Source organism: Loktanella atrilutea, assembly GCF_900128995.1.
Lineage (GTDB): Bacteria > Pseudomonadota > Alphaproteobacteria > Rhodobacterales > Rhodobacteraceae > Loktanella > Loktanella atrilutea.
Map to the genome: position 1 here is coordinate 12,661 of NZ_FQUE01000013.1, position 22,480 is coordinate 35,140.

16 protein-coding genes are annotated in these 22,480 nt (G+C 65.9%); 10 read left to right on the forward strand and 6 right to left on the reverse strand.

Annotated features, from left to right (window positions below; all coding sequences use genetic code 11):
* Window positions 1-18: 18 nt before the first annotated feature.
* The 4 genes from BUA54_RS17895 to BUA54_RS17910 all read left to right on the forward strand — a co-directional run bounded on the left by BUA54_RS17895 (window position 19) and on the right by BUA54_RS17910 (window position 6,124).
* Complete coding sequence (locus BUA54_RS17895) at window positions 19-1,974, forward strand: glycosyltransferase family 2 protein (protein ID WP_143155499.1); 1,956 nt, start codon at window positions 19-21, stop codon at window positions 1,972-1,974.
* An 80-nt stretch (window positions 1,975-2,054) separates the two neighbouring features.
* Window positions 2,055-3,068 (forward strand): NAD-dependent epimerase/dehydratase family protein, encoded by a 1,014-nt coding sequence (locus BUA54_RS17900; RefSeq protein ID WP_072858636.1) that lies wholly within the window; start codon window positions 2,055-2,057, stop codon window positions 3,066-3,068.
* A gap of 165 nt (window positions 3,069-3,233) precedes the next feature.
* A complete protein-coding gene (locus BUA54_RS17905; protein WP_072858637.1) occupies window positions 3,234-5,450 on the forward strand; it encodes a YjbH domain-containing protein in 2,217 nt (738 codons plus the stop codon).
* Window positions 5,447-6,124, forward strand: coding sequence for a YjbF family lipoprotein (locus BUA54_RS17910; RefSeq protein WP_178352785.1), 678 nt, complete (start codon window positions 5,447-5,449; stop codon window positions 6,122-6,124). The genes BUA54_RS17905 and BUA54_RS17910 overlap by 4 nt, the downstream gene beginning before the upstream one ends.
* Before the next feature lie 362 nt (window positions 6,125-6,486).
* Here the strand turns inward: BUA54_RS17910 and BUA54_RS17915 are convergent, their stop codons facing one another.
* The 3 genes from BUA54_RS17915 to gmd all read right to left on the reverse strand — a co-directional run bounded on the left by BUA54_RS17915 (window position 6,487) and on the right by gmd (window position 10,133).
* On the reverse strand, window positions 6,487-7,899 hold the full coding sequence (locus BUA54_RS17915; protein ID WP_072858639.1) for a mannose-1-phosphate guanylyltransferase/mannose-6-phosphate isomerase: 1,413 nt from the start codon (window positions 7,897-7,899) through the stop codon (window positions 6,487-6,489).
* A 126-nt stretch (window positions 7,900-8,025) separates the two neighbouring features.
* Complete coding sequence (gene fcl, locus BUA54_RS17920) at window positions 8,026-9,009, reverse strand: GDP-L-fucose synthase (protein ID WP_072858640.1); 984 nt, start codon at window positions 9,007-9,009, stop codon at window positions 8,026-8,028.
* 2 nt (window positions 9,010-9,011) lie between these two features.
* A complete protein-coding gene (gene gmd / locus BUA54_RS17925; protein WP_072858641.1) occupies window positions 9,012-10,133 on the reverse strand; it encodes a GDP-mannose 4,6-dehydratase in 1,122 nt (373 codons plus the stop codon).
* Window positions 10,134-10,324: 191 nt separating this feature from the next.
* Here gmd and BUA54_RS17930 point away from each other — a divergent pair, with 191 nt between their 5' ends.
* Together BUA54_RS17930 and BUA54_RS17935 are read left to right on the forward strand one after the other, a co-directional pair.
* Window positions 10,325-11,092, forward strand: a complete 768-nt coding sequence (locus BUA54_RS17930; protein ID WP_072858642.1) for a DUF2793 domain-containing protein — start codon at window positions 10,325-10,327, stop codon at window positions 11,090-11,092.
* Window positions 11,093-11,247: 155 nt separating this feature from the next.
* Window positions 11,248-12,864, forward strand: a complete 1,617-nt coding sequence (locus BUA54_RS17935) for a BCCT family transporter (protein WP_072858643.1) — start codon at window positions 11,248-11,250, stop codon at window positions 12,862-12,864.
* 97 nt (window positions 12,865-12,961) lie between these two features.
* Here the strand turns inward: BUA54_RS17935 and BUA54_RS17940 are convergent, their stop codons facing one another.
* Window positions 12,962-13,954, reverse strand: a complete 993-nt coding sequence (locus BUA54_RS17940) for a replication initiator protein A (RefSeq protein ID WP_072858644.1) — start codon at window positions 13,952-13,954, stop codon at window positions 12,962-12,964.
* A gap of 480 nt (window positions 13,955-14,434) precedes the next feature.
* Between BUA54_RS17940 and BUA54_RS17945 the strand changes: the two genes are divergently transcribed.
* Window positions 14,435-15,844 (forward strand): AAA family ATPase, encoded by a 1,410-nt coding sequence (locus BUA54_RS17945; RefSeq protein ID WP_072858645.1) that lies wholly within the window; start codon window positions 14,435-14,437, stop codon window positions 15,842-15,844.
* A gap of 147 nt (window positions 15,845-15,991) precedes the next feature.
* Window positions 15,992-17,047 carry a ParB/RepB/Spo0J family partition protein gene (locus BUA54_RS17950; protein ID WP_072858646.1) on the forward strand — a complete coding sequence of 352 codons (1,056 nt, stop codon included), beginning with the start codon at window positions 15,992-15,994 and terminating at the stop codon, window positions 17,045-17,047.
* 205 nt (window positions 17,048-17,252) lie between these two features.
* Here the strand turns inward: BUA54_RS17950 and BUA54_RS17955 are convergent, their stop codons facing one another.
* Window positions 17,253-18,218 (reverse strand): glycosyltransferase, encoded by a 966-nt coding sequence (locus BUA54_RS17955; protein ID WP_072858647.1) that lies wholly within the window; start codon window positions 18,216-18,218, stop codon window positions 17,253-17,255.
* Window positions 18,215-19,363 carry a UDP-galactopyranose mutase gene (gene glf, locus BUA54_RS17960; RefSeq protein ID WP_072858648.1) on the reverse strand — a complete coding sequence of 383 codons (1,149 nt, stop codon included), beginning with the start codon at window positions 19,361-19,363 and terminating at the stop codon, window positions 18,215-18,217. The genes BUA54_RS17955 and glf overlap by 4 nt, the downstream gene beginning before the upstream one ends.
* Before the next feature lie 197 nt (window positions 19,364-19,560).
* Between glf and BUA54_RS17965 the strand changes: the two genes are divergently transcribed.
* Together BUA54_RS17965 and BUA54_RS17970 are read left to right on the forward strand one after the other, a co-directional pair.
* Entirely contained in the window at window positions 19,561-20,721 is a 1,161-nt protein-coding gene (locus BUA54_RS17965; protein WP_245810786.1) for a polysaccharide biosynthesis/export family protein, read from the forward strand.
* 278 nt (window positions 20,722-20,999) lie between these two features.
* Window positions 21,000-22,466 carry a CAP domain-containing protein gene (locus BUA54_RS17970; protein WP_072858650.1) on the forward strand — a complete coding sequence of 489 codons (1,467 nt, stop codon included), beginning with the start codon at window positions 21,000-21,002 and terminating at the stop codon, window positions 22,464-22,466.
* Window positions 22,467-22,480: the final 14 nt, after the last annotated feature.

Consider the following 22,480-nt stretch of genomic DNA (forward strand, 5'->3'; position numbering starts at 1 on the left):
GACGGACAGGGGATCACCATGACCGAAACCGCGACCCTGGTCGCCGCCGTGCGCAACGAGGGGCCCTTCCTGCTGGAATGGATCGCCTATCACCGGGTGATCGGCTTCGATACGATCGTCGTCTATGCGGACCAGACCCTCGACGGCACCGGGGCGCTGCTGGCGGCCCTGGATGCGGGCGGCGCGGTGATCCACGTGCCGAACCCGGTGGAGGCCGATCCCGCCATCCCCGGCCACCGCAACCGCGCCTATGCCGCGGCCATCGCCCTGCCGCAGGTCCGTAAGGCAAGCTGGGTCATGGCGCTAGATGCGGACGAGTTCCTGAACATCCACGCAGGCGACGGTCATCTGTCCGACCTGCTGGACCGGATGCCGGATGCGGATGCGATCAGCCTGACTTGGCGGCTGTTCGGTCATGCCGGTCAAACCCGGTTCACCGATGCCCCGGTGCTGGCCCGCTTCACCCGGGCCGCACCGCCCGACCGGGTCATCGGCAACCGGCAGTTCGGCCTCAAGACCCTGTTCCGCCCGGACCTCGCCCGCGCCATCGCACCCCACCGCCCCGTGGTGCGCGCCGGGCGCAGGGTGGACAATACCCTGTGGCTGAACGGGGCCGGTGACGACGTCACCGCCGACCTGCTGCACGGCGGCTGGCGCGCCGGCGCCGACACGGCCGCCTACGACCATGCCCAGATCAACCACTACGTCGTGCGCAGCACCGAGGTCTTTGCCCTGCACAACCTGCGCACCCCTGCCCTGGGGTCAGAGCCTGTGCCCCTCACCCCTGCCGATTTCGACAATCTGAACGCCAACCAGACCACCGACCGCAGCATCCAGCGCCACGCGGATGCGGTCACGGCAGAGATCGCCCGCCTGCGCGCCCTGCCCGACGTGGCCCGCGCCCATGCCGCCTGCGTGCAGATCACGACGGCCCAGATCGCCGTAATGCAAGAGGCGCATGCCGCCGACCCGGACCACCCGGTGACGCGCCTCTGCGATCCGGCTACGGCGCAGCGGCAGCTGCGCGACCCGGCTGCCGCCCCTGACACGCCCCCCGGCCCTGACACGCCCGCGATCGCCGAGCCGGACCCCGGGGCCACGGCCCCGGAGGATGCCGCCCCCCGCTGGCTCTCTGACCTGCACCGGTCCGATCACCGCCGCGGCTGGTACCAGTCGCACCGGGACTTCGCGGTGCAGTTCACCGCCCGCAGCCCCGAGGTGCTGGTGGTCTCCTTCGACAATCTCTCCAGCGTCAACGACCCGTCCCTCGCCCGCGATACCTGGGGCTACGGCTTCTATGCTGCCGAGGGCTGGTCCCACATGGGCGTCATGGCCTTCGAGAAGAACTGGTTCCGCGACACGGCCCTCTTCGACATGATGGAGAAGCTGCGCCACCTCTTCGCGCAGTACCGCACCGTGGTGATGACCGGCACCTCGATGGGGGCCTATGCGGCGACGGCCTTCGCCGATCTGGCCCCGGGCTGCACCGTGCTCGCCTTTTCGCCGCAGGCCACGCTGGATACGGCCCGCGTCCCGTGGGAGTCGCGTTTCGGCGCGGGGCGCAAGCGCGACTGGTCGGGCCGCTATGCCTTTGCCCCCGATCACTGCCGGACGGCGGCTGACGTCTTCGTCGTCCACGACCCCTATTTCGAACCCGACCGCCTGCATGCGCAGCTCTATCGGGGGCCCAACATCCACCATCTGAAAAGCTGGTATGCCTCGCACAAGTCGGCCCAGTTCATGCGTCGGGCCGACATCCTCAAGACCGTGATGCAAGAGGCCGTGGCCGGCACCCTGACGCCCGCGCGCTACTATGCCCTGTTCCGGTCGCGCCGCGATCTGGTGTGGTACTACATGGGGCTGGCCGATCACCTGCTGGCGCGCGGCCACCGGCGGCTGGCGGCGCAGCTGGCCGACCATCTGGTGACGCTGGACCGCCCCGGTCTGGCCCGGTCGATCCGCAAGCGGCTGTAGCCCGCAGCCCGCAAGGCATCGCCTTTGCCCCCTTTTGCCTGTATCCCGTCGCACAGCAATCCTTGAAAGTCCCCTGCCCCATGGCCCGCATCTTCGTTACCGGGACCGCCGGGTTCATCGGCTACCACCTCGCCCGGCTGCTGCTGGACGAGGGGCATACCGTGCACGGCTACGACGGGATGACGGACTACTACGACGTCACGCTCAAGCGGCGACGCCACGCGATGCTGGCGCAGTCCCCCGCCTTCACCGCGGCGGAAGGGATGCTGGAGGATGCCGCGACCCTCGATGCCGCCGTCGACGCCTGCGCGCCGCAGGTCATTGTCCACCTCGCGGGCCAGGCCGGGGTGCGCTACAGCCTCGAGGCACCGCGCGCCTACCTCGACGCCAACGTCATCGGCAGCTTCAACGTGATGGAGGCCGCGCGGCGGCACCGGGTCGACCACCTGATGATGGCCTCGACCTCCTCGGTCTACGGCGCCAATACCGAGATGCCCTTCGCAGAGACGCAGAGGACCGTGACGCCGCTCACGATCTACGCCGCCTCCAAGCAGGCGACCGAGGCGATGGGCCATGCCTATGCCCACCTGCACGACCTGCCGACGACGCTGTTCCGCTTCTTCACGGTCTACGGGCCCTGGGGGCGGCCCGACATGGCGCCGATCAAGTTCGTGCGGGCGATCCTCGCGGGGGATCCGATCGACGTCTACAACCACGGCAGCATGTCCCGCGACTTCACCTATGTCACCGATCTGGTGCGTGGAATCCGCCTGCTGGTGTTCGACGCCATCCCCCGGCGCCCCGCGGACGGCATCGTCCCCGAAGGCGACAGCCTGTCGCCGGTCGCGCCCTTCCGGGTGGTGAACATCGGTAACGGCCACCCCGAGCGCCTGCCCGATTTCATCGCCGCGATCGAGGCCGCGCTGGACATGACCGCCCTGCGCCACGACATGCCGATGCAGCCCGGCGACGTCCCCGCCACCTGGGCCGACGGGGGCCTGCTGGAGCGTCTCACCGGCTACCGCCCGCAAACCGACATGCGCGACGGCGTCAGGCAGTTCGTGGCCTGGTACAGGGACTATTACCGGGTCTAGGGTCTGGGTGATACCGCAACGGGTGGGTGCAGGTCGCGGCGAACCTTCCGATTCGGCTGCTGGCCGGGCCGCATCTGCGGCGAAACCGTGCCGCACAGGACAATAAGACGTTTCCAATCGACGGGCGGAGTTGGTAAGCAGACCGGGGATGATGCGGGGATCGTGATGTACAGACGTGTGGGTTATGCGGCGATGCTGGCGATGCTGGCCGGCGGTGCCGCAGCACAGGACAACGGGCCGTCCTACACCAGCTTTGGCACCCCCGGTCTGCTGGAGATGCCGACCGCCGAAAGCGCCGATCCCAACGACATCGCGGTGACGCTGGCCTATTCGCCGTCTGCCGGCTACCGCACCTCCTTCACTTACCAGCTGACCGACCGGCTGTCGGGCAGCTTCCGCTACGGCGTCTTCGATCAGTACGGACGACCGACCGCGACCAACCCCGATCCCGGCACCTTCGAGACCTTCGACCGCAGCTTCGACATCCAGTACCGCCTGACCAACGAAAGCGGCTACCTGCCCGCCATCGCCGTGGGCCTGAGGGATTTCCTGGGCACCGGGCGCTACAGTTCCGAATACGTCGTGGCCTCGAAGTCGGTGGGATCGAAGCTCGTCATGACCGCCGGCCTCGGCTGGGGCCGGATGGGGCAGAAGAACGGCTTCGGCAACCCGCTGGGCGTGGTCAGCGACTATTTCGACGACCGCCCCGTCTATCAGGACCGCGAGTTCAGCGACGATCCCTCCGTGGGCCTCGGCGGCCAGCTGTCGGTCAAGCAGTGGTTCCGCGGCGACGCGGCGCTGTTCTTCGGCGCCGAATACCAGCTGACGGACAAGCTGGGGATCAAGGCGGAATATTCCTCGATCAGCTACCCCGAGGACGTGTACAACCCGGCGGTCGACTACAAGTCGCCGATCAACGTGGGCCTGTCCTACCGCTACAAGCCCGGGATCGAGCTCGGCGCCTCCTACATGTACGGCAGCGAATTCGGTCTGCGCGGCACCTTCATCCTGAACCCGACGGAACGCGGCACCGCCAGCGGCCTCGATCCCGCACCCGCCCCGGTGCGGGTGCGCACCGCCGACCAGCGCGCCGCCGCCACATGGGACCGGGCGAAGCAGCCCGAACCCGCCGTGCGCGCGGGCCTCGCCAAGCTGCTGGCGGTCGAGGGGATCGAGCTCGTCGGGCTGGAACTGACCGACCGCACTGCCCGCCTGCGCTACCAGAACACCCGCTACCGGAGCGAGGCGCAGGCCATGGGCCGTGCCGCACGGATGATGACGCAGATCATCCCGCCCTCGGTGCAGACCTTCGTCATGGAACCGGTGCAGGCCGGGATTCCGCTGTCACAGGTCACCCTGCCCCGCGCCCAGATCGAGGCGCAGGAGAACATGGTCGGCGGCACCAGTGCGATCTACGATGCGGCCACCTTCGGCCAGGCCGGTGCTGCCACGGGGCTGGAGACGCTGCCGGACCCCGATCCGCGGTTCCGCTGGGGCATCGCCCCCTATCTGGCAGTGACCGTTTTCGACGGGTCAGGTCCGATAAACGCCGATGTCGGTTTAGAGGCCACAGCGGAATACCAAGTCAGCCGCAACCTGATTCTTTCAGGCAGGGTCCAGCAGTCGTTCCGCGGCAAGCGTGACCCGCTGGGCTTTTTCGACAATCCCAACGACTACGCCAACGTGCGCAGCGACCAAGCCTATTTCGGACGTTCGGGCGATCCGATCCTCAGCAAGCTGACGGCGGCCTACTACACGCGCCTGACACCGGACATCTATGGCCGCGTCACCGTGGGTTATCTGGAAAAGATGTACGGCGGCATCTCGACAGAAGTGCTTTGGGCGCCGGTCGCCAGCCGCCTGGCCCTGGGGGCCGAGGTGAACTACGTCAGCATGCGCGACCAGGACGTCAATTTCGACTTCGCCGAATACAAGACCGTCGTGGATCCGGTGACCCGCGAACGCACGCGCGTCAAGACCGGCACCTTCGACGCCGTCACCGCCCATGTCTCGGCCTATTACGACATCGGCCGTGGCTATCAGGCGCAGGTCGACGTGGGCCGCTACCTCGCGGGCGACTACGGTGCCACCTTCGCGCTGGACCGCGAATACGCCAACGGCTGGAAGGTCGGGGGCTACTTCTCGCTGACCGACATGCCGTTCGACCAGTTCGGCGAAGGCTCCTTCGACAAGGGCATCCGCATCACGATCCCCTACGACTACTTCCTCGGCACGCCGACACAGAAGACGACCAGCACGGTGCTGCAGTCGCTCGCCCGCGACGGCGGCGCGCGCGTGCAGGTCGACGGTCGCCTGTACGAGACGATCCGCAGCGGCCAGCTGGGCGATCTGACCACAACATGGGGACGGTTCTGGCGATGAGCATGCGTAGGATGACGAAGCGCGCGGCGGCAGTCTGGACAATGGCGGCCCTTGCGGCCTTGGTGGGTTGCGGCCCCATGAACGAGGGCAACCTGGCGGGCACCGCCCTGACCGCGGTCCGCGCCCGCTTCGACGGCACGCCGGCCACGCCAGCCCCCACCGCCCCGGTGCTGACCCGCGCGCAGGTCGACGCCAATCCGGGCGGTTTCCTTGTGATGAACGCCTACGGCGGCAGCCTCGTGGCGGCCCTGGCGGCGGGCGGATCGAACGGCAGCCGGATCACTTGGATCTCGGCCGAGGGGCTGTCGGTGACGACGCAGAACGGCCTGATGGTGGCCACCCGCGGCTTTCCCCGCGACCTGATGGCGGCGGATGTCAGCGGCGTGATGCGCGCCCTCGTGGCCAGCGGCGGCGGCGCCACCCGCAGGCAGGAGGTGCTGTCGGACACCGACCAGATCGAGACGGTGACCTACGCCTGCAACGTGACGTCCAAAGGGCGCGAGACGATCGGCATCCTCGGCCGCCAGATCGGCACCGAGCGGTTCGAGGAGGCCTGCGCCTCTGACCGGCTGGCCTTCACCAACCAGTACTGGATCGACGATTCCGGCACCATGGTGCGCAGCCTGCAGGCCATCGCGCCGGAATCGGGCTACATCCAGCTCGACCGGCCCTGAGGACCATACCGACTGGGGTCGGTGGGTGAGGGTGTATCAGCCCCTGATTACGGGCTCAAAATCTGCCCGCGGAGTGCCAGACGGACCCGAAATACCGACAGAGCTGCTCCAAAATGATGCACGGCGGCATGAAATCCGCGGTGCCGCCGCTGTCGGCCTGATTGCGCTGGTCGCCAGCGACAACAACGACGACGGCGCTTCTGGTACCTCCGGCACGAACTAAGACATCTGCGTTACCGCGATCCACGGATCGCTGAAAGGCTGTCCTACGGGGTGGCTGTTTTCGTTTATGCAGCGCCCCATTCCCTAGAACCAGCGCCCATGCCGCGGCATCGAAGTCCCGACGCCGCAGCCCCGCGTTCTTACTCCCGGGCGTAGACGTCTTCGTAACGGATGATGTCATCCTCTCCCAGATAGCTGCCGGTCTGCACCTCGATCAGGACCATCGGCACCTTGCCGGGGTTTTCCATCCGGTGCACGGCGCCCAGCGGGATGTAGACCGACTGGTTTTCCGAGATCAGCTTCACGCTGTCATCGACCGTCACCTTGGCGGTGCCCTGCACCACGATCCAGTGCTCGGACCGGTGGTGGTGACTTTGCAGGCTCAGCGCGGCCCCCGGATGCACCACGATCCGCTTCACCTGGAACCGGTCGCCCACGACGAGGCTCTCGAACCAGCCCCAGGGGCGGTGGTCCTTGGGAAAGCTCTCCGCCTGCGGGGCCTTCTGGCCCTTCAGCGCGGCGACCGCCTGCTTGACCTCCTGCGTGCGGCCCTTGTGGGACACCAGCACCGCGTCAGGCATGGCGATGGCCACGATGTCATCCAGACCGATGCCCACGATCGCCTGCCCCGGCACTTCCGACCGCAGGAGGGTATTGGTGCAGTCGATGGCGGTGGCGGGGCCGGACAGGGACACGCCGCCCTTTTCCGTCTCGCGCCAGACCGCGGCCCAGTCGCCCAGATCCGACCAGCGCCCGGTGAAGGGCACGACGCTGAGGTTGTCCGCCTTCTCCATCACCGCGTAGTCGATGGAGATCGCCTGCGCCCGCTCCCACTGCGTCGCCGACAGACGGGTAAAGCCAAGGTCCGATTTCGCATGATCGAGCGCGGCCTGTACCGCCGTCACCATTTCGGGCGTAAATAATTCGTATGCCGCCTTGATCGTTGTCACGGAAAACAGGAAGATCCCCGCGTTCCACAGATATCGACCGTCCTCGACCATGGCCGCCGCCGTCGCCGCGTCGGGTTTCTCCACGAAAGCGCGCAGCGTCTGCGGTGTCACCTCGCCCGTGGGCGCCGCCGCCATCTCAAGGTAGCCGTAACCAGTCTCGGGCCGGTCGGGGCTGATGCCGAAGGTCACCAGCTGTCCCGCCTGCGCCGCGGGCACGGCGGCGGCGACGGTGGCGTTGAAGGCCTCGGCATCGGGGATCACGTGGTCCGAGGGCGCCACCAGCATCAGCGCGTCCGGATCCCGCGCATGCAGGTAAAGCGCCGCCGCCAGTACCGCGGGGGCGGTATCGCGCCCGGCGGGTTCGATCAGCACCGCCCCGGGGACGATGCCGGCGCTCGCCAATTGCTCGGTCACGATGAAGCGGAAGGCATCCGCTGTGACGACAATGGGGGCAGAATAGCCCTCGCCCGCCAGACGCGTGGCACTGGCCTGGAACAGGCTGGTGTCGCCCATGAGGGCTGAGAACTGCTTGGGATAGCTCTTGCGCGACAGCGGCCAGAGCCGCGTGCCGGATCCGCCGCACAGAAGAACCGGAGTGATCATGTCAAATATGCCTTCATGTTTCCTTGGCATCCGCCCTGTCGTCAATCAGGATGCCATGATATCTAAAAATCCGATCCCGCGGGGGCTTCATTTGGCCAGATAAGCTTCCCGCGGAGCGTCCTGGGTCTATTTCGTGCGCACTGCCGCGCCCTTATCCAACTGGTCCAGATACCACGCATAGGTCTGCGCCACCCCCTCCTCCAGCTCAATGCCCGCCGTCCAGCCCATCCGGGCCAGCCGACTCACGTCCATCAGCTTGCGCGGCGCGCCGTCGGGCTTGCCGGGGTCGGTCACGATCCGGCCCGCGAAGCCGGTGACGCGGGCCACCAGCTGCGCCAGCTCCAGGATCGTCACGTCCTGCCCGGTGCCCACGTTGATATGGGACAGCATCGGTTCGGTTTCCGCGTCATAGGTCGCGCGGTCGAGGTCCATGACGAAGAGCGAGGCCGCTGCCATGTCGTCGACATGCAGGAACTCCCGCATCGGCTTGCCCGAACCCCAGATCACGACCTCCTCTGCCCCGTCCCGCGCCGCGGTGTGGAACCGCTGGATCATCGCGGGCATGACGTGGGAGTTCTCGGGGTGGAAGTTGTCGCCGGGGCCATACAAATTCGTCGGCATGACCGAGCGGTAGTCACGGCCATACTGCCGGTTGTAGCTCTCGCAGAGCTTGATGCCGGCGATCTTGGCCACGGCATAGGGCTCGTTGGTCGGCTCCAGCGGGCCGGTTAGCAGTGCGTCCTCGGCCATCGGCTGCGGCGCTTCGCGGGGGTAGATGCAGGAGGACCCCAGCTGCAGCAGGCGCTGGACGCCCGCCGCATGGGCTTGGTGGATGACATTGCAGGCCATCATCAGGTTCTCGTAGATGAACTGCGCCGGATAGGTGTTGTTGGCGACGATCCCGCCCACCTTCGCCGCCGCCAGGATCACGACGTCGGGTTTTTCGGCAGCCATGAAGTCGCGCACCGCCACCTGATCGGTCAGGTCGAGCTCCGCACTGCTGCGGGTGACCAGCGCCAGATCTGCGCCCGCGGCGCACCGCGCCATGAGCTGCCGCAGAATCGCGCGCCCCACCATGCCCCGGTGGCCCGCGATGTAGATCTTCGTCATGATCAGCCTTCCAGGCTCACGGGCATCTCCAGCCCGTGTGCCTTCAGCAGGGCGTGGCGCTGCGCGGCCTTCAGGTCGTTCGCCACCATCTCGGCGCACATCTCCTGCGCGGTGATCTCGGGCACCCAGCCAAGCTTCTCCTTGGCCTTGGCCGGATTGCCGAGCAGCGTCTCGACCTCCGCCGGGCGGAAGTAGCGCGGATCGATGCGCATGATGACGTCGCCCACGGCGATGTGCGGCGCGAGGTTGCCGTTCACGCCCGTCACCGTCGCGATCTCCGCGACACCGGTGCCGGTGAAGGCCAGCGTGACCCCCAACTCCGCCGCCGCCCATGTGATGAACTCGCGCACGGAATACTGCACGCCGGTGGCGATGACGTAGTCCTCGGGGCTGTCCTGCTGCAGCATCATCCACTGCATCCGGACGTAGTCCCTGGCATGGCCCCAGTCGCGCAGGGAATCGATGTTGCCCATGTAGAGGCAATCCTCCAGCCCCATCGCGATATTGGCGAGGCCGCGGGTGATCTTGCGGGTGACGAAGGTCTCGCCCCGCCGCGGGCTCTCGTGGTTGAAGAGGATGCCGTTGCTGGCATGGATGTCATAGGCCTCGCGGTAGTTCACGCAGATCCAGTAGGCATACATCTTGGCCACCGCATAGGGGCTGCGCGGGTGGAACGGCGTGGTCTCGGTCTGCGGCGTCTCCTGCACCAGACCGTAAAGCTCCGAAGTCGAGGCCTGATAGAACCGAGTCTTCTTCTCCAGCCCCAGAAAGCGGATCGCCTCCAGCAGGCGCAGGGTGCCCATGGCGTCCACGTCGGCAGTGTATTCCGGCGCCTCGAAGCTGACGGCGACATGGGACTGGGCGCCGAGGTTGTAGACCTCGTCGGGCTGCACTTCCGAGATGATGCGCGTGAGGTTCGAGCTGTCGGTCAGGTCGCCGTAGTGCAGCTGGAAGCGCTGGCCGTGGGTGTGGGGGTCTTCGTAGATGTGGTCGATCCGGGCGGTGTTGAACAGCGACGCCCGGCGCTTGATGCCATGCACCTCGTAGCCCTTGTCCAGCAGGAGCTCTGCCAGATAGGACCCGTCCTGCCCGGTGACACCGGTGATGAGTGCACGCTTCGTCATCTGAAATCCAATCCCGTCCGGTTCAGCGCCATGTCTGTGACAAGGATGTGATTCTCACAACCTCCTGACACGCGGGCGGTGACGAATTGCGTTGCGCCGCCACGCCCCCCGGCGTGCGGTCCTGTCGGACCCCGTTCACCCTGTCAGGCTCACAACCCTGCGCATCCCACCGGTTTGCAGGAGCACGCGCCATGACCACCTTTTCCCCCCGTCTCGACCTGCCCTTCATCGAGGCGGCGCAGGCCCAGAAGCATGTCACCCACAATGCCGCCCTCGAACGGCTCGACGCCATCGTGCAGCTTTGCGTGCAGCGCTTCGGTGCGGTGACGCCGCCCGCGAGCCCCCTCAAGGGGCAGTGCTGGGCGCTGGGGACCGCGCCCACCGGCGCCTGGGCCGGGCAGGACGACCGGATCGCCGTCTTCGCCGGCGGCGGCTGGCTCTTCGTCGTGCCGGGGACCGGCTGGCGCGCCTGGGGGCTGGCCGAGGGCGCGCTGCGGGTGCGCGTGGGCACCGGCTGGACCGGCGTGGGGCTCGCCCCGGCGGACCTGCAGAACCTGCCCGGCGTCGGCGTCAACGCCAGCTCGGACGCCACCAACCGGCTAACCGTGGCGGCAGAGGCGACGCTCTTCACCCATGAAGGCACTGACCACCGGATCAAGGTCAACAAGGCCACCGCCACCGACACCGCCAGCCTGCTCTACCAGACCGGCTATGGCGGCCGGGCCGAGATGGGGCTGGCGGGCAGCGACGACTTCAGCCTCAAGGTCCGCGCCGACGGCGGCACCTGGACCGCGGCGCTGACGGCGGAGGCGGCGACCGGGGGCGTCACCCTGCACCGCTTCGCCACGCTGGCGCCGGGCAGCGCCCCCGCCGCCCCCGCCCGCGGCACAATCTATTACGACGACGCGGGCGATGTGCTGCGCTGCTGGGACGGGACCGGCTGGCGCGACCTGTTCTGACCCCGGATCGCCCCCGCCACGGGCCCTCTCGCCGGACGGCAGGGGGGAAATCTCGGAACACGCTTCCGTGATGTTGCGTTGCCCCTCAGGAACAGCCGCCCGGACGGGCGGACCAGTGCCGGTCAACGGCACGGGACGAGAGGGAAGGACACGACATGCACGGACTTGCGAAACGCCTGGGGCTGCGGACGGACCCGGTGATCTTCTTCGTCTCGGCGGGGATCATGGTGGCCTTCGTCCTGGCCCTCGTCGTCGCGCCGGGACCGATCGGCGACCTCTTCGCCGCGGGGCGGGAATGGATCGTGACCAACCTCGGCTGGTTCTTCATCCTCGGCGTGAACCTCTGGCTGGGGTTCCTGATCTGGGTCGCGGCCTCGCGCTTCGGGCACATCCGGCTGGGGCCGCGGGACTCGCGCCCCGAATATTCCAACCTGTCGTGGTTCACGATGCTCTTTGCCGGCGGCATCGGCACGGTGCTGATGTTCTGGGGCGTGGCGGAACCGATCTCGCATTTCTCGGAACCGCCCCTGCCGGGGGTGGAGGCCTATAGTGCCGAAGCCGCCCGCGACGCCATGTCGATCGCGATCTACCACCTCGGCCTGCACACCTGGACGATCTTCACCCTGCCGGGGCTGGCCTTCGCCTATTTCATCTACCGCTACGACCTGCCGATCCGCGTGAGCTCGGTCTTCTATCCGCTGCTGCACGAGGGCATCCACGGCCCCATCGGCAAGACCATCGACATCTTCGCGGTGCTGGGCACGCTCTTCGGCGTCGCCGTCTCGCTGGGGCTGGGGTCGGCGCAGATCGCCGCCGGCCTGTCGGAGCTCTTTGGCTGGCAGGACGGCGTCACGCTGAAGGTCTTCATCCTCGCGGCCCTCACGGCCGTCGCCGTGGCCTCCATCGTGGCGGGCCTCGACAGCGGGGTGAAGCTTCTGTCGAACATCAACATCGGCCTCGCGGTGGCGCTGATGATCTTCGTGCTGCTGGCGGGCTCGACGCTCTTCCTGCTGCGCGGCATCGTGGAAACCTTCGGGCTTTACCTCTCGAACCTGCCGCGGCTCGCGTTCTGGAACGACATGCTGGCGGACGTGAACCCCGCGACCGACGACTGGGGCTGGCAAGGGTCGTGGACCGTCTTCTACTGGGCCTGGACGGTGACCTGGTCGCCCTTCATCGGGCTTTTCGTCGCCCGCATCTCCAAGGGGCGGACGATCCGGGAATTCGTGCTGGGTGTGCTGCTGGCCCCCTCGCTCTTCACCCTGATCTGGTTCGCCATCTTCGGCTGGCAGGCGATGGAGATCGACGGCATCGGTGCCGCCGCCCGCGCCGCCATGGGCGAGGGTGCGGGGCAGATCAGCGATGCGGTGGCAGAGTCCATCCCGCTCGCGATGTTCGCCTTCTTCGAACACTTCCCCTTCGTGCATCTGGTGCAGGGGCTGGCGGTGGTGATCGTCGCGATCTTCTTCGCCACCTCCTCGGATTCCGCCTCCCTCGTGGTCGACATGCTCTGCACCGGAGAGCCCGAGGCCGGCCCCGTGCCGCAGCGCGTGTTCTGGGGCGTGTCCGAAGGGCTGGTCGCCGCCATGCTGATCGTGCTGGCGGGCGACACGGGCATCACCGCGCTGCAGCAGGTCATCACCGTCGTCGGCCTGCCGATCTTCGCGCTGGTCTGCCTGATGATCCCCTCGATCATCCTCGGCCTGAAGCAGGAGGAGATCGACCACATCACGCTGGGCAGCCGGCCGACCGTAGACGACTTCAGCAGCTGACGAGGCAGATGTCGGGGCAGCGCCGGGGGCGGGCGTCAGAGGGGGCTCTGCCCCCGGCTACGCCTCCCGAGGTATTTTCGACGAGAAGAAGAACCGGTCAGCGCGTCACGCGGCCCTTGAGCCAGCCAAGGAAGGCGGCATCGGGGCTGCGCAGGGCGGGGCGGCCAGTGGCGGCCCAGAAGCCGCGCCATTCGGATTCCAGCGCATGCACGTCGAAGCCCGGGGCCATGCGGCGGGTGGCGTCGAGGGTCTCCGCCCCTAAGGGGCGCAGGCCGGCCTGATCGGCCGAGAGGCCGCGGCGGGTGACGCAGATGATGTCGCCGCTCTCCTCGGCCAAGGCATAGTCGGGCAGGCCGTCGGCCGCGATCATCCGGCGGAGGGCGGCGCGGAAGACGCGCAGCGGCGCATCCGATCCCGCCTTCTCGTGCAGGGTGGCGACGGAGGCGCGCCAGAGCCGCTGCTGGCCGCAGTGCTTGCGGGCGATCTCGTAGATCCGCCGCTCCAGCGGCTTGCGCAGGCCGAAGTAGTCGCGGGACAGCGTCAGCACCGATTTCGCCTGCACCGCCCGGAACAGCCATTCGGACAGCGTCACGGTCACGCTGACCATGCGGCCGCCGCGGGACTTGCGCACGATCTCCCAGGCCTCGATCAGGCCGAAGCCCGACGTCGTCTCCTCCTCGCCCGTGGTGATGTTGGTGGTGATCCGGGTGCCCGCCAGCCGCTCGAAGGCCTCGCAGAGGCGGGCGTAGCTGTCGCCGCCCGTGTCGCGGCGCGTGGCGATCAGCAGGTCGTGGGCGGTCAGCGTCAGCTTGCGCGCGATCTGGCGTCCGGCGTTCACGGCCGCCATCAGCTGGCTGATGCAGTAGATCAGGATGTCCTTGTCGTGGATCGTGGCGCGGCCCCGGACCGACGGCGTCACCGTGATCGTCGTATCGCCGCGGGCGTAGTGGCGGATCGTGCGGTCGGGCCGGGTCGAGAGCGAGAACATCGGATGTTCCATCCCGCCCATGTCGGTCTTGGGCGCGGCATCGAAGATGTCGCAGACGAAGAAATCCGCAGGTCCCCCCTGCCCCGTTGCCAGTGCTGTCATTGCCCGCACCTGTCCGTCTGTGGCCCCGGTTGTTGTGGGGTCCTGCTGCTCTGCCGGTCGTTGCCGGAATCACCCGAAGTCTCTTCGTGGTTTCAGTGACACTCTAGAGTTATCCACAGCCGTCTGTAAACCGCATGTGATCGGCGGATCGGAGTCGCCGCTTTGGGGTATCAGAGTCGCCGCTTCGGGGGATCGGAATCGCAACGGTGTTTCGGAGTCGCCCGAAGCCCAGCGACAACAGGGGTTTGCAGAAAAGGCAGGACATCGTAACAATGAACTAACGAATTTTAACACCGCTTTTTTTTTTGCGCCCCGGTGACGGCCGGTCGCCCTGCGATGAAAACCCCCTGATTTGCGAAGAAAAAGAAGGTCATGTGCAACCTTTTCTTTCATGTGCGATGTTTTGTGGTATCTTGCCCAAAAGGCCGCACATAAGGCCCCCGCAGACCACAGGCACTATCAGGACAAGGGTTTCCGACCATGAGCAGCAGCACCCCCCTCCCCCCCTATTTCCGCATCAACCCCGATGCGGCCATGGCGGACCTCGACGATCCGGTGACGACCGCGGGCTTCGCCGCCATCGCCTCCTCCGCCCGCGACGGGCGCGACGATCTGGCGGGGCGCGGTCTGGCAGAGGACGGCAAGCGGCACCTGCGCCTCTTCTCGACCTGGGAGATCACCCGTTATCTGATCCCCGTCGCCCAGGCCCATTTCCGCCGCGTGCTGAAGCAGCATCCGGACTGGCCGCAGGGCCGCAGCGAGACGGAGGCCGGCGCCAAGTGGTTTACCTTGGACGAGGTGCTCACCTTGCGCGCCCACTTCGGCAAGGAGGGGTCGAAGGCCAAGGAATACCAGCCCTACCGGCCCAAGGACCTGCCCGCCAAGATGGTCGCCGTCGCCAACTTCAAGGGCGGCGTCGGCAAGACCTCCACCGCGGCGCATCTGGCCATGTCGGCGGCGCTCGACGGCTACCGGGTGCTGGTGATCGACCTCGACAGCCAGGCCTCGATGACCTCCGTCTTCGGCGGCACCGTGGCGGACGAATGGCAGACGGTCTTCCCGCTGTTGGCGCGTCACTATGCGAAACATCTGCAAAGCGACAACCAGCGCCGGATGGACCGGGGCGACAACCCGATCCCGCTCGACGACACCCTGACCGAGGCGCTGGGGATGACCGCGCAGAGCCTCGTGCAGAATACGCACTGGCCCAACATCGACCTGATCGGCGCGCAGCTGAACCTCTACTGGGCGGAATTCCAGGTGCCCGTTTGGCGGATGCAAGGCCGCGGCTGGAAGCTCTGGGATGCGTTGACCGACACGCTGGAGGCGGACGGGATCCTCGACGCCTATGACGTCGTCTTCATCGATACGCCTCCTGCCCTCGGCTACCTCACGATCAACGGACTGGCGGCCGCCGACATCCTGCTAGTGCCGGTCGGAGCAAGCTTTCTGGAGTTCGACTCCACGGGCCGCTTCTTCGACATGCTGCACACCACCTTCCAGTCGATCGAGGAGGGCGAGAACCTCGCCGCCCGCGCGCTGGGGCGCCCCGAGATGGCGTTTCAATGGGACGCGGTGCGCGCCGTCGTCACCCGCTACGACGGCAACCAGCAGGCGGAACTGGCGGGGCTGATGCAGGCCTATCTGGGCAAGACGCTCTCGCCGCACCGGCAGGACTTCACCGCGCTGATCGGCCAGGCCGGCGAGCAGGTGCAGGGCATTTACGAGGCCGACTACCGCGACTTCAACCGCGAGACCTATGCCCGCGGGCGCGAGACCTTCGACGCCACCTACGCCGCCTTCAAGACCCTGCTACTGGGGGCTTGGCGCAAGGACGAGATCGCGCTGCGGGACGCCGAAAAGGCGGCCACCGGGACGGCGGCGGAGTGATGGCTATTTTACATAATATGTATCGCATGCGAAACATTTGCTTTTTGCAATGTATTTTCGGGGTCCGAAGTCACCCCACCGCACGGCCCGGTCACGGGGCGTTTACCACGCCTGACCACCCTGCCCTTTTCGCGAAAGGTGTCCCCCATGGCCAAACGTAAACGCCTCACCCCCCTGCCGAGCGCCACCTCCGGCGCCCCCCGCCCTGCCCCGCAGGCCGCTCCCGAAACCAAGTCCGCAACGACACTGGCCCGGGGATTGGGCTCTGTCCGTCCTCCGATCGCAGAGGTCGCCCACGACGCCGCCTCTGCCAATGCGCTAGCCGAGGTCGCCCAGACCCTGACCGCCGCCCGTGCCGAGGGGCGGCTGATTCAGCGCCTGCCGTTGCACCTGATAGATGCAGAGCATCTGGTGCGCGACCGTCTGGTGTCCGACCCCGAGGAGATGAACGTTCTCAAGGAGAGCATCCGCCATCGCGGTCAGCAGACCGCGATCGAGGTCGTGGCGCTGGAGGATGGTCGTTACGGCCTGATCTCCGGCTGGCGGCGTCTGGGCGCGCTGCGCGATCTGCTGGTCGAGACAAAAGCACCTGCGTTCGAGACGGTTCTGGCGCTGGTCCGCACACCTGCGGATGCGGCGGAATCTTACGTCGCCATGGTCGAGGAAAACGAGATCCGCGTCGGGCTCTCGTTCTACGAACGCGCCCGCATCGTAGTGCGTGCCGTCGACCGCGACGTGTTTCGCAGCGATCGCGTGGCACTGGCCCAGCTCTTCGCCGCCGTGTCCCGGTCGAAGCGGTCCAAGATCAACCAGTTCATCACCATCGTGCGGCAGTTGGATCAGGGTCTGAAATACCCCACGGAAATCACTGAACGCAGCGGCCTCGCCCTTGTACAGGCTCTGGACGCGGACGAAACCCTTGCCCAGAGACTGCTGAAGGCCCTCGCTGCTCAACCTGATCGGAATGCCGAGGAAGAAGGCCAGATCATTACCGACACCTTGACCGCAACGGGACCGGTGCCGATGGCCCCGCTGATCACCGGCGAACGCCCACGCAAGCATTCAGAGCCTGAACCCCTGTGCGAGGGTCTGATGCTGCGGGTAGAAAGGGACGGCGCCTATCGCCTGACCGGCCCCGCACTGGAAAACCGGTTCTTCGTCAGCCGCCTGATCGCCGCGCTGCGTGACCTCGACAAGGCCTGATCAGGGTCTATTAAAAGGTTTTCAGGCTCTAAACGCAGATTTTCCAGAGTCTGTTTTGCAGCGTGACAGCATGCAAAAGGCCCGCATCGGCGACGATGCAGGCCTTCGCTATTTTACATAATATGTATCGCATGCGAAACATTTGGATTTAGAAATGTATTTTTAAAGTTCCCTAGTCAATATCTGCAGATTGTTGTCGTTTAATTCACGTATTGACCATTCGATGAACTTTAGCGCAACGCCCACGTTGTCCTAGGATGCCGTCGCGCAGGCCCATGCGCATCATCTTGTAGTAAAGGCGGCGTTCGGTGCCTTTACAGTGCCGTCCGCGGCGCCACCAGATCAGAGTGTAATAAACCAAAGCGGCGGGGAATATCAGCGGGCCAGCGGCCTGGCGGGCGATGTCGACGCCGTTGCGGCAGTGATAGTAGATCTTCCACAATGGGCGATAGACGAAGCCGTCGCCCATGGTGCCGCAGTCGTGGGTGAAGCGGACCTTGGGAACGAAGGCCATGGCGAAGCCCGCCCGGCGCAGGCGCAGGGAATAGAGCACGTCGTCGCCGTAGATGAAGAGTCCGCCCTCTGGCAGACCCGCCCGTTCCCAAGCGGAGGCCTTGACGAAGTAGCCGACGAAGGAGGCGACGTCGATCGGTAGGGCAGGGGCGTCCGGGGCGAATTGCGCATCGGTCAGGTGAAAGCCAGAGCGGGTGCCGCGCAGCAGGGTCCTTGCGAAGAGGCCAAGGTTCCAGAACGGATTGCGCGAGGGGCGGTTCATCTCGCAGAGCGTGCCGTTGGGGTAGAAGACCGCGGCGACCACGATGCCGAGGTTGGGGAAGCCCGCCTCGAGCGTCGGTGTCTCGCTGCGAAACGTGTCCAGCGCGCCGGGCTGGGGCCGGGCGTCGTCGTCCATCAGCACGACCCAGTCGGGGGAGAGGTGGTCGCGGGCATAGGCCATGCCCGCCTCGAACCCGCCGGCGCCGCCGGTGTTGGTGGGCAGGGTCACGACGTGGACGCGGTCGTCACCTTGGCTCGCCAGCCAGTCGGGCGTGGCATCGGTGCTGGCGTTGTCGACAACGACGATGGCATCGACGGCTTCATCGCGCAGGGCGGGCAGGGTGATCTGCAGCTGGTGCAGCCGGTTGAAGGTGACGACGATCGCGATGAGCCTCACAGCGGGGCCCCCGAGAAGCGCGGGGCAGGGGTGCCGGTGCTGCGGGCAGCGAGGAAGGCCGCAGCGAGATCCAGCGCCTCGCGGATCGTCACGTCCATGTCGAGGTAGCGGTAGGTGCCGAGGCGGCCGACGAAGGTGACGTTGGGAGCCTCCTTTGCGAGAGCCACGTAATCGGCGAGCAGGGATTTCTCCTGTGCGAGGCGGATCGGGTAGTAGGGGATGTCGTCGGGCCCGCAGGCCCGGGGGTATTCGCGGTAAAGCACTGATTCGGCGTGGCTTTCCCAAGGGGCGAAGTGCTTGTGTTCGCTGATGCGCGTGAAAGGTACATCGGCACCGGGATGGTTCATCACCGCACAGCCCTGCCAGTCGCCCGTCGCGCGGAAGGTCTCGAAATCCAGTGTTCGGTAGCCGAGGCGCCCGAGACGGTAATTAAAGAATCCATCAAGGGGGCCGGACCAGAAGACGTGGTTCCAGTCGGCGGCCTCGGACGGATCAAAGACAGTCTCTAACCGGACGGAAATGCCGGGATGATCGAGGATCGCCGCGACCATGGCAGTATAGCCATTCTCCGGTATACCCTGGTGGCGGTGGAAGAAGTAGTTGTCGTCATAGGTGAAGCGCAGCGGCAGGCGCTTCAGGATCGAGGCAGGCAGGTTGGCGGGCGAGGTGCCCCACTGCTTTTCCGTATAGCCCTTGAAGAAGGCAGCGTAGAGGTCTGGACCCACGAAGGCCAGAGCCTGCTCCTCGAAGGTCTGGGGATCGGGAATGTCGGCGGTCCGGGCGGCTACGAAGGCGCGCGCCTCCTCCGGCCGCATGGCCCGCCCGAAGAACTGGTTGATCGTGTGCAAGTTCACGGGGAGCGAATAAACCTGACCGGCGACGGTGGTCTTGACTTGGTTCTTATAGGATCTGAACCGGGCGAAACGCTGGACGTAGTCCCAGACTCTGTCGTCGTCGGTGTGAAAGATGTGCGGGCCGTAGACATGCACCATGACGCCAGTCTGCGGATCACGCGCCGTGTGGCAGTTGCCGGCCACATGGGAGCGGGCATCGACCACGGTGATCGCGTGACCGGCCTCGGCCAGTTGCCGCGCCAGAACGGCCCCCGACAGGCCGGCCCCCACCATCATCAGCCGTTCGGTCATTCTGTCTCCCTCTCGCGGTGCATGGCGCGACTTAGCGGAAAACCCGAGCCACGGCAAAGGGGCGCGCATCGCGGGGCGGTAACCGGGCGTGGCGGGTCTTGTGGCTTGCGTGACAGGGGGCACAAAGGGTATGCGCAAGGCAGAGATTACAAGGTCAAAGGCACCGGTTTCCCGGTGCGGACATTCCGGGGGACTTCTTGAGGGTCACGTTTCGCCGCATCTTCATGCTGGGCCTGTGCCTGAGCCTGGGTTTCGTGTTGTCGGCCTGCAACCTGCCTCGCGGCGCGGGGTTCCGGAACGAGGTGCTGTCGGCCAAGGCGGGCGTCGACGAGAACGGTAAGCCGGCCTATGATTTTGCGGTCTTCTCGGTCACACGCGCCAGCCTGCCGCTGCTGGCGGGATGGCCCGGCAATGTCACCGGCACGCTGCCGTGGATCGGACAGGTCGACCAGCCCGCCAGTATGATCATCGGCCCCGGCGACATGCTGAAGATCAGCATCTGGGATGCCGAGGAGAATTCCCTACTGACCAACCCCGGCCAGCGCGTGGCGCAGTTGCAGGACGTGCAGGTTGGATTCGATGGGCGGATCTTTTTGCCCTTCGTCGGCAACATGAAGGTATCCGGCATGTCCCCGGCTACGGCGCGGGAACGTATCCAGGACATGCTACTGAACACGGTGCCATCGGCACAGGTGCAGCTCAGCGTGGCACCGGGACGGTCTAATACAGTGACGCTGGCGTCGGGCGTGCGCAATCCGGGCGTCTATCCGCTGGCCGACCGCAATGTAAGCCTCTTATCGGTGATCGCCCAGGGCGGCGGCGTGCCGGACCAGTTGGTGAATCCGCGGGTCAAGTTGTTCCGGGGCGGCAAAGCCTACGGCGTGTCGATGGACCGGCTTTTCGCGGAACCGAACCTCGACACCACGCTGCAAGGTGGCGACCGGATCCTGGTGGAGGCGGACGACCGCTACTTCCTGTCATTGGGGGCGGTGACGCGGGAATCCCTCTATCCCTTCCCCAAGGATCAGGTCAGCGCGCTGGACGCGCTGTCGATCATGGGTGGCGTGTCGGCCCTGCGGGCCAACCCGCAGGGCATCCTGATCCTGCGCGACTATCCATTGTCCACGGTGCGGCCTGTGGCGTCGCCCAATGCGTCCCCCAGCCCCGAGGGCCCGCCTCGTGACCGCGTGGTCTTTACCATCGACCTGACCAAGGCCGACGGGCTGTTCAGCGCCGGCAAATTTCAGATTCAGTCCGGCGACCTGATCTATGTCACCGAAAGCCCGCTGGGCACAGCGACCAATCTTCTCAGCCTCTTTACCAATGTCGCCCGAGCCCGAGAGCGGTTGCAGCAGTAATCCGCGTAGCTGTCCGCGATGTAGGCAGCCTTCTGCCGGTTCCACAAAACCCCGGCGGGCCGCAGTTGTTTTCGCACAGGCGAGTGTCCTAAACTTCACATTGTTTCCGTTACGGCAACGCAGAGTTGTTGGATTCGACAGATCTGCCCCTTCCGAGGCATATCCTTGCCCCGCCCATGACCCATTTGGTAACTCTTGTCGGCCTATATTTCCAAGGACTGCCTGCCGGATCTGCCCCGGCCTGCGCCCTTGTCTTGATGTAGAAAACGAGGCTGCCTATGTCGCTGAGCGCAGGTGAACAATACCTGATCGAACTGATCAACAGGGGTCGACTGGATCCCGCCGCAGAAGCGGCACGTTACAACCTGAGCCTGAATGCCAGCCTGTCGCAGGGCACCATCAACACCAATGCCAAGCAGGTCCTAGCCCCCAACGATCGGATGGAAGCCGCTGCCACCCAGCATAGCCACTGGATGCTGGCCAATGACAGCTTCACGCACGCGGGCGCTGGAGGGGCCAACGCCGGCGACCGGATGCAGGACAACGGATATACCTTTACCGGCAGCTGGGGCTGGCGCGAGAACTTGGCTTGGCTGGGCAGCACCAGCGACATCAACCTTCAGAAATCCATCGCCCAGCATCACGAGGGCCTTTACCGGTCGGAATCCCACCGGGTAAACACCTTCGCCGAGGGCATGCGCGAGATTGGCGTCGGCCAAGTCGGCGGTGACTTTACCTATCAGGGCAGAACCTACCAGTCCTCCATGGTAACTGAGAAATTCGCCGTGTCAGGGACCGATGTCTTCGTCACCGGTGTCGCCTATCGTGACGCGGATCGTGACAATTTCTATTCCATTGGCGAAGGTCGGCAGGGTGTGCATATTTCGGGCGGAGGCTCCTCTGACACGACCGCGAGCGCGGGAGGTTACGCCGTCAGCATGGCGGCGCAGGACGATGTCACCATGACCGTCGCAGTGGGCAGCAAGATCATAGGGCATTTGGTCGTTGATGCATCGGATGGAAACGTCAAGATGGACGTAGTCACCGACGTCCAGGGACGCGAGGTTGCGCATGTCTCGTCCTCAGCCACGCTGCTGGACGGAATCCGGCACGCTACCTTGCTGGGCAGCGCCGACCTTGACCTGAACGGACAGGGTGCGCGGAACCGTCTGAACGGTAACGGGGGTGACAACGATATTAGGGGAGGGGGCAGTGGCGACTGGATCCATGGCGAAGAAGGGAACGATATGCTTCTTGGAAATCGTGGCAACGACAGGCTTTATGGCGAAGAGGGCAGAGATCTGCTTAAGGGTCATAGCGGTCGGGATCGGCTCTGGGGCGGCACCGGCGATGACCACCTCTACGGTGGCAACGGCAAGGATGTGTTGAAAGGGGGCGGTGGCGACGACATGATCCTTGGCGGGCGGCATCGGGACATCCTGAAAGGCGGCGCGGGCGACGATGTCCTGAACGGTGGCGACGGCAACGATGTTCTGCGCGGGAATGCAGGGGCCGATACCTTTGTCTTCGACCAGGGGCGCGACAGGATCAGAGACTTCCGCGACAACGTCGATACGATCGCAATTGATGCCGACCTGGCCCGCGGCCGGAGTGTGGCGGATATTCTAGATGACGCATCCATCTCTCATGGTCGCGCGATCCTAGATTTCGGCCACGGCGATGTGCTGACAATTGACCACGTCGACAACCTGAATATTCTGGCCAACGACCTGATTATCAACTAGGCCTGTGCACCGCC

Bases quoted from the DNA above. Each gene is read 5' to 3' on its own strand.
- BUA54_RS17945 (WP_072858645.1), top strand. From the start codon at position 14,435: ATGAGCAGCAGCACCCCCCTCCCCCCCTATTTCCGCATCAACCCCGAT.
- gmd (WP_072858641.1), bottom strand. From the start codon at position 10,133: ATGACGAAGCGTGCACTCATCACCGGTGTCACCGGGCAGGACGGGTCC.
- BUA54_RS17930 (WP_072858642.1), top strand. From the start codon at position 10,325: ATGACCACCTTTTCCCCCCGTCTCGACCTGCCCTTCATCGAGGCGGCG.
- BUA54_RS17910 (WP_178352785.1), top strand. From the start codon at position 5,447: ATGAGCATGCGTAGGATGACGAAGCGCGCGGCGGCAGTCTGGACAATG.
- BUA54_RS17900 (WP_072858636.1), top strand. From the start codon at position 2,055: ATGGCCCGCATCTTCGTTACCGGGACCGCCGGGTTCATCGGCTACCAC.
- BUA54_RS17895 (WP_143155499.1), top strand. From the start codon at position 19: ATGACCGAAACCGCGACCCTGGTCGCCGCCGTGCGCAACGAGGGGCCC.
- fcl (WP_072858640.1), bottom strand. From the start codon at position 9,009: ATGACGAAGATCTACATCGCGGGCCACCGGGGCATGGTGGGGCGCGCG.
- BUA54_RS17905 (WP_072858637.1), top strand. From the start codon at position 3,234: ATGTACAGACGTGTGGGTTATGCGGCGATGCTGGCGATGCTGGCCGGC.
- BUA54_RS17970 (WP_072858650.1), top strand. From the start codon at position 21,000: ATGTCGCTGAGCGCAGGTGAACAATACCTGATCGAACTGATCAACAGG.
- glf (WP_072858648.1), bottom strand. From the start codon at position 19,363: ATGACCGAACGGCTGATGATGGTGGGGGCCGGCCTGTCGGGGGCCGTT.
- BUA54_RS17940 (WP_072858644.1), bottom strand. From the start codon at position 13,954: ATGACAGCACTGGCAACGGGGCAGGGGGGACCTGCGGATTTCTTCGTC.
- BUA54_RS17935 (WP_072858643.1), top strand. From the start codon at position 11,248: ATGCACGGACTTGCGAAACGCCTGGGGCTGCGGACGGACCCGGTGATC.
- BUA54_RS17915 (WP_072858639.1), bottom strand. From the start codon at position 7,899: ATGATCACTCCGGTTCTTCTGTGCGGCGGATCCGGCACGCGGCTCTGG.
- BUA54_RS17950 (WP_072858646.1), top strand. From the start codon at position 15,992: ATGGCCAAACGTAAACGCCTCACCCCCCTGCCGAGCGCCACCTCCGGC.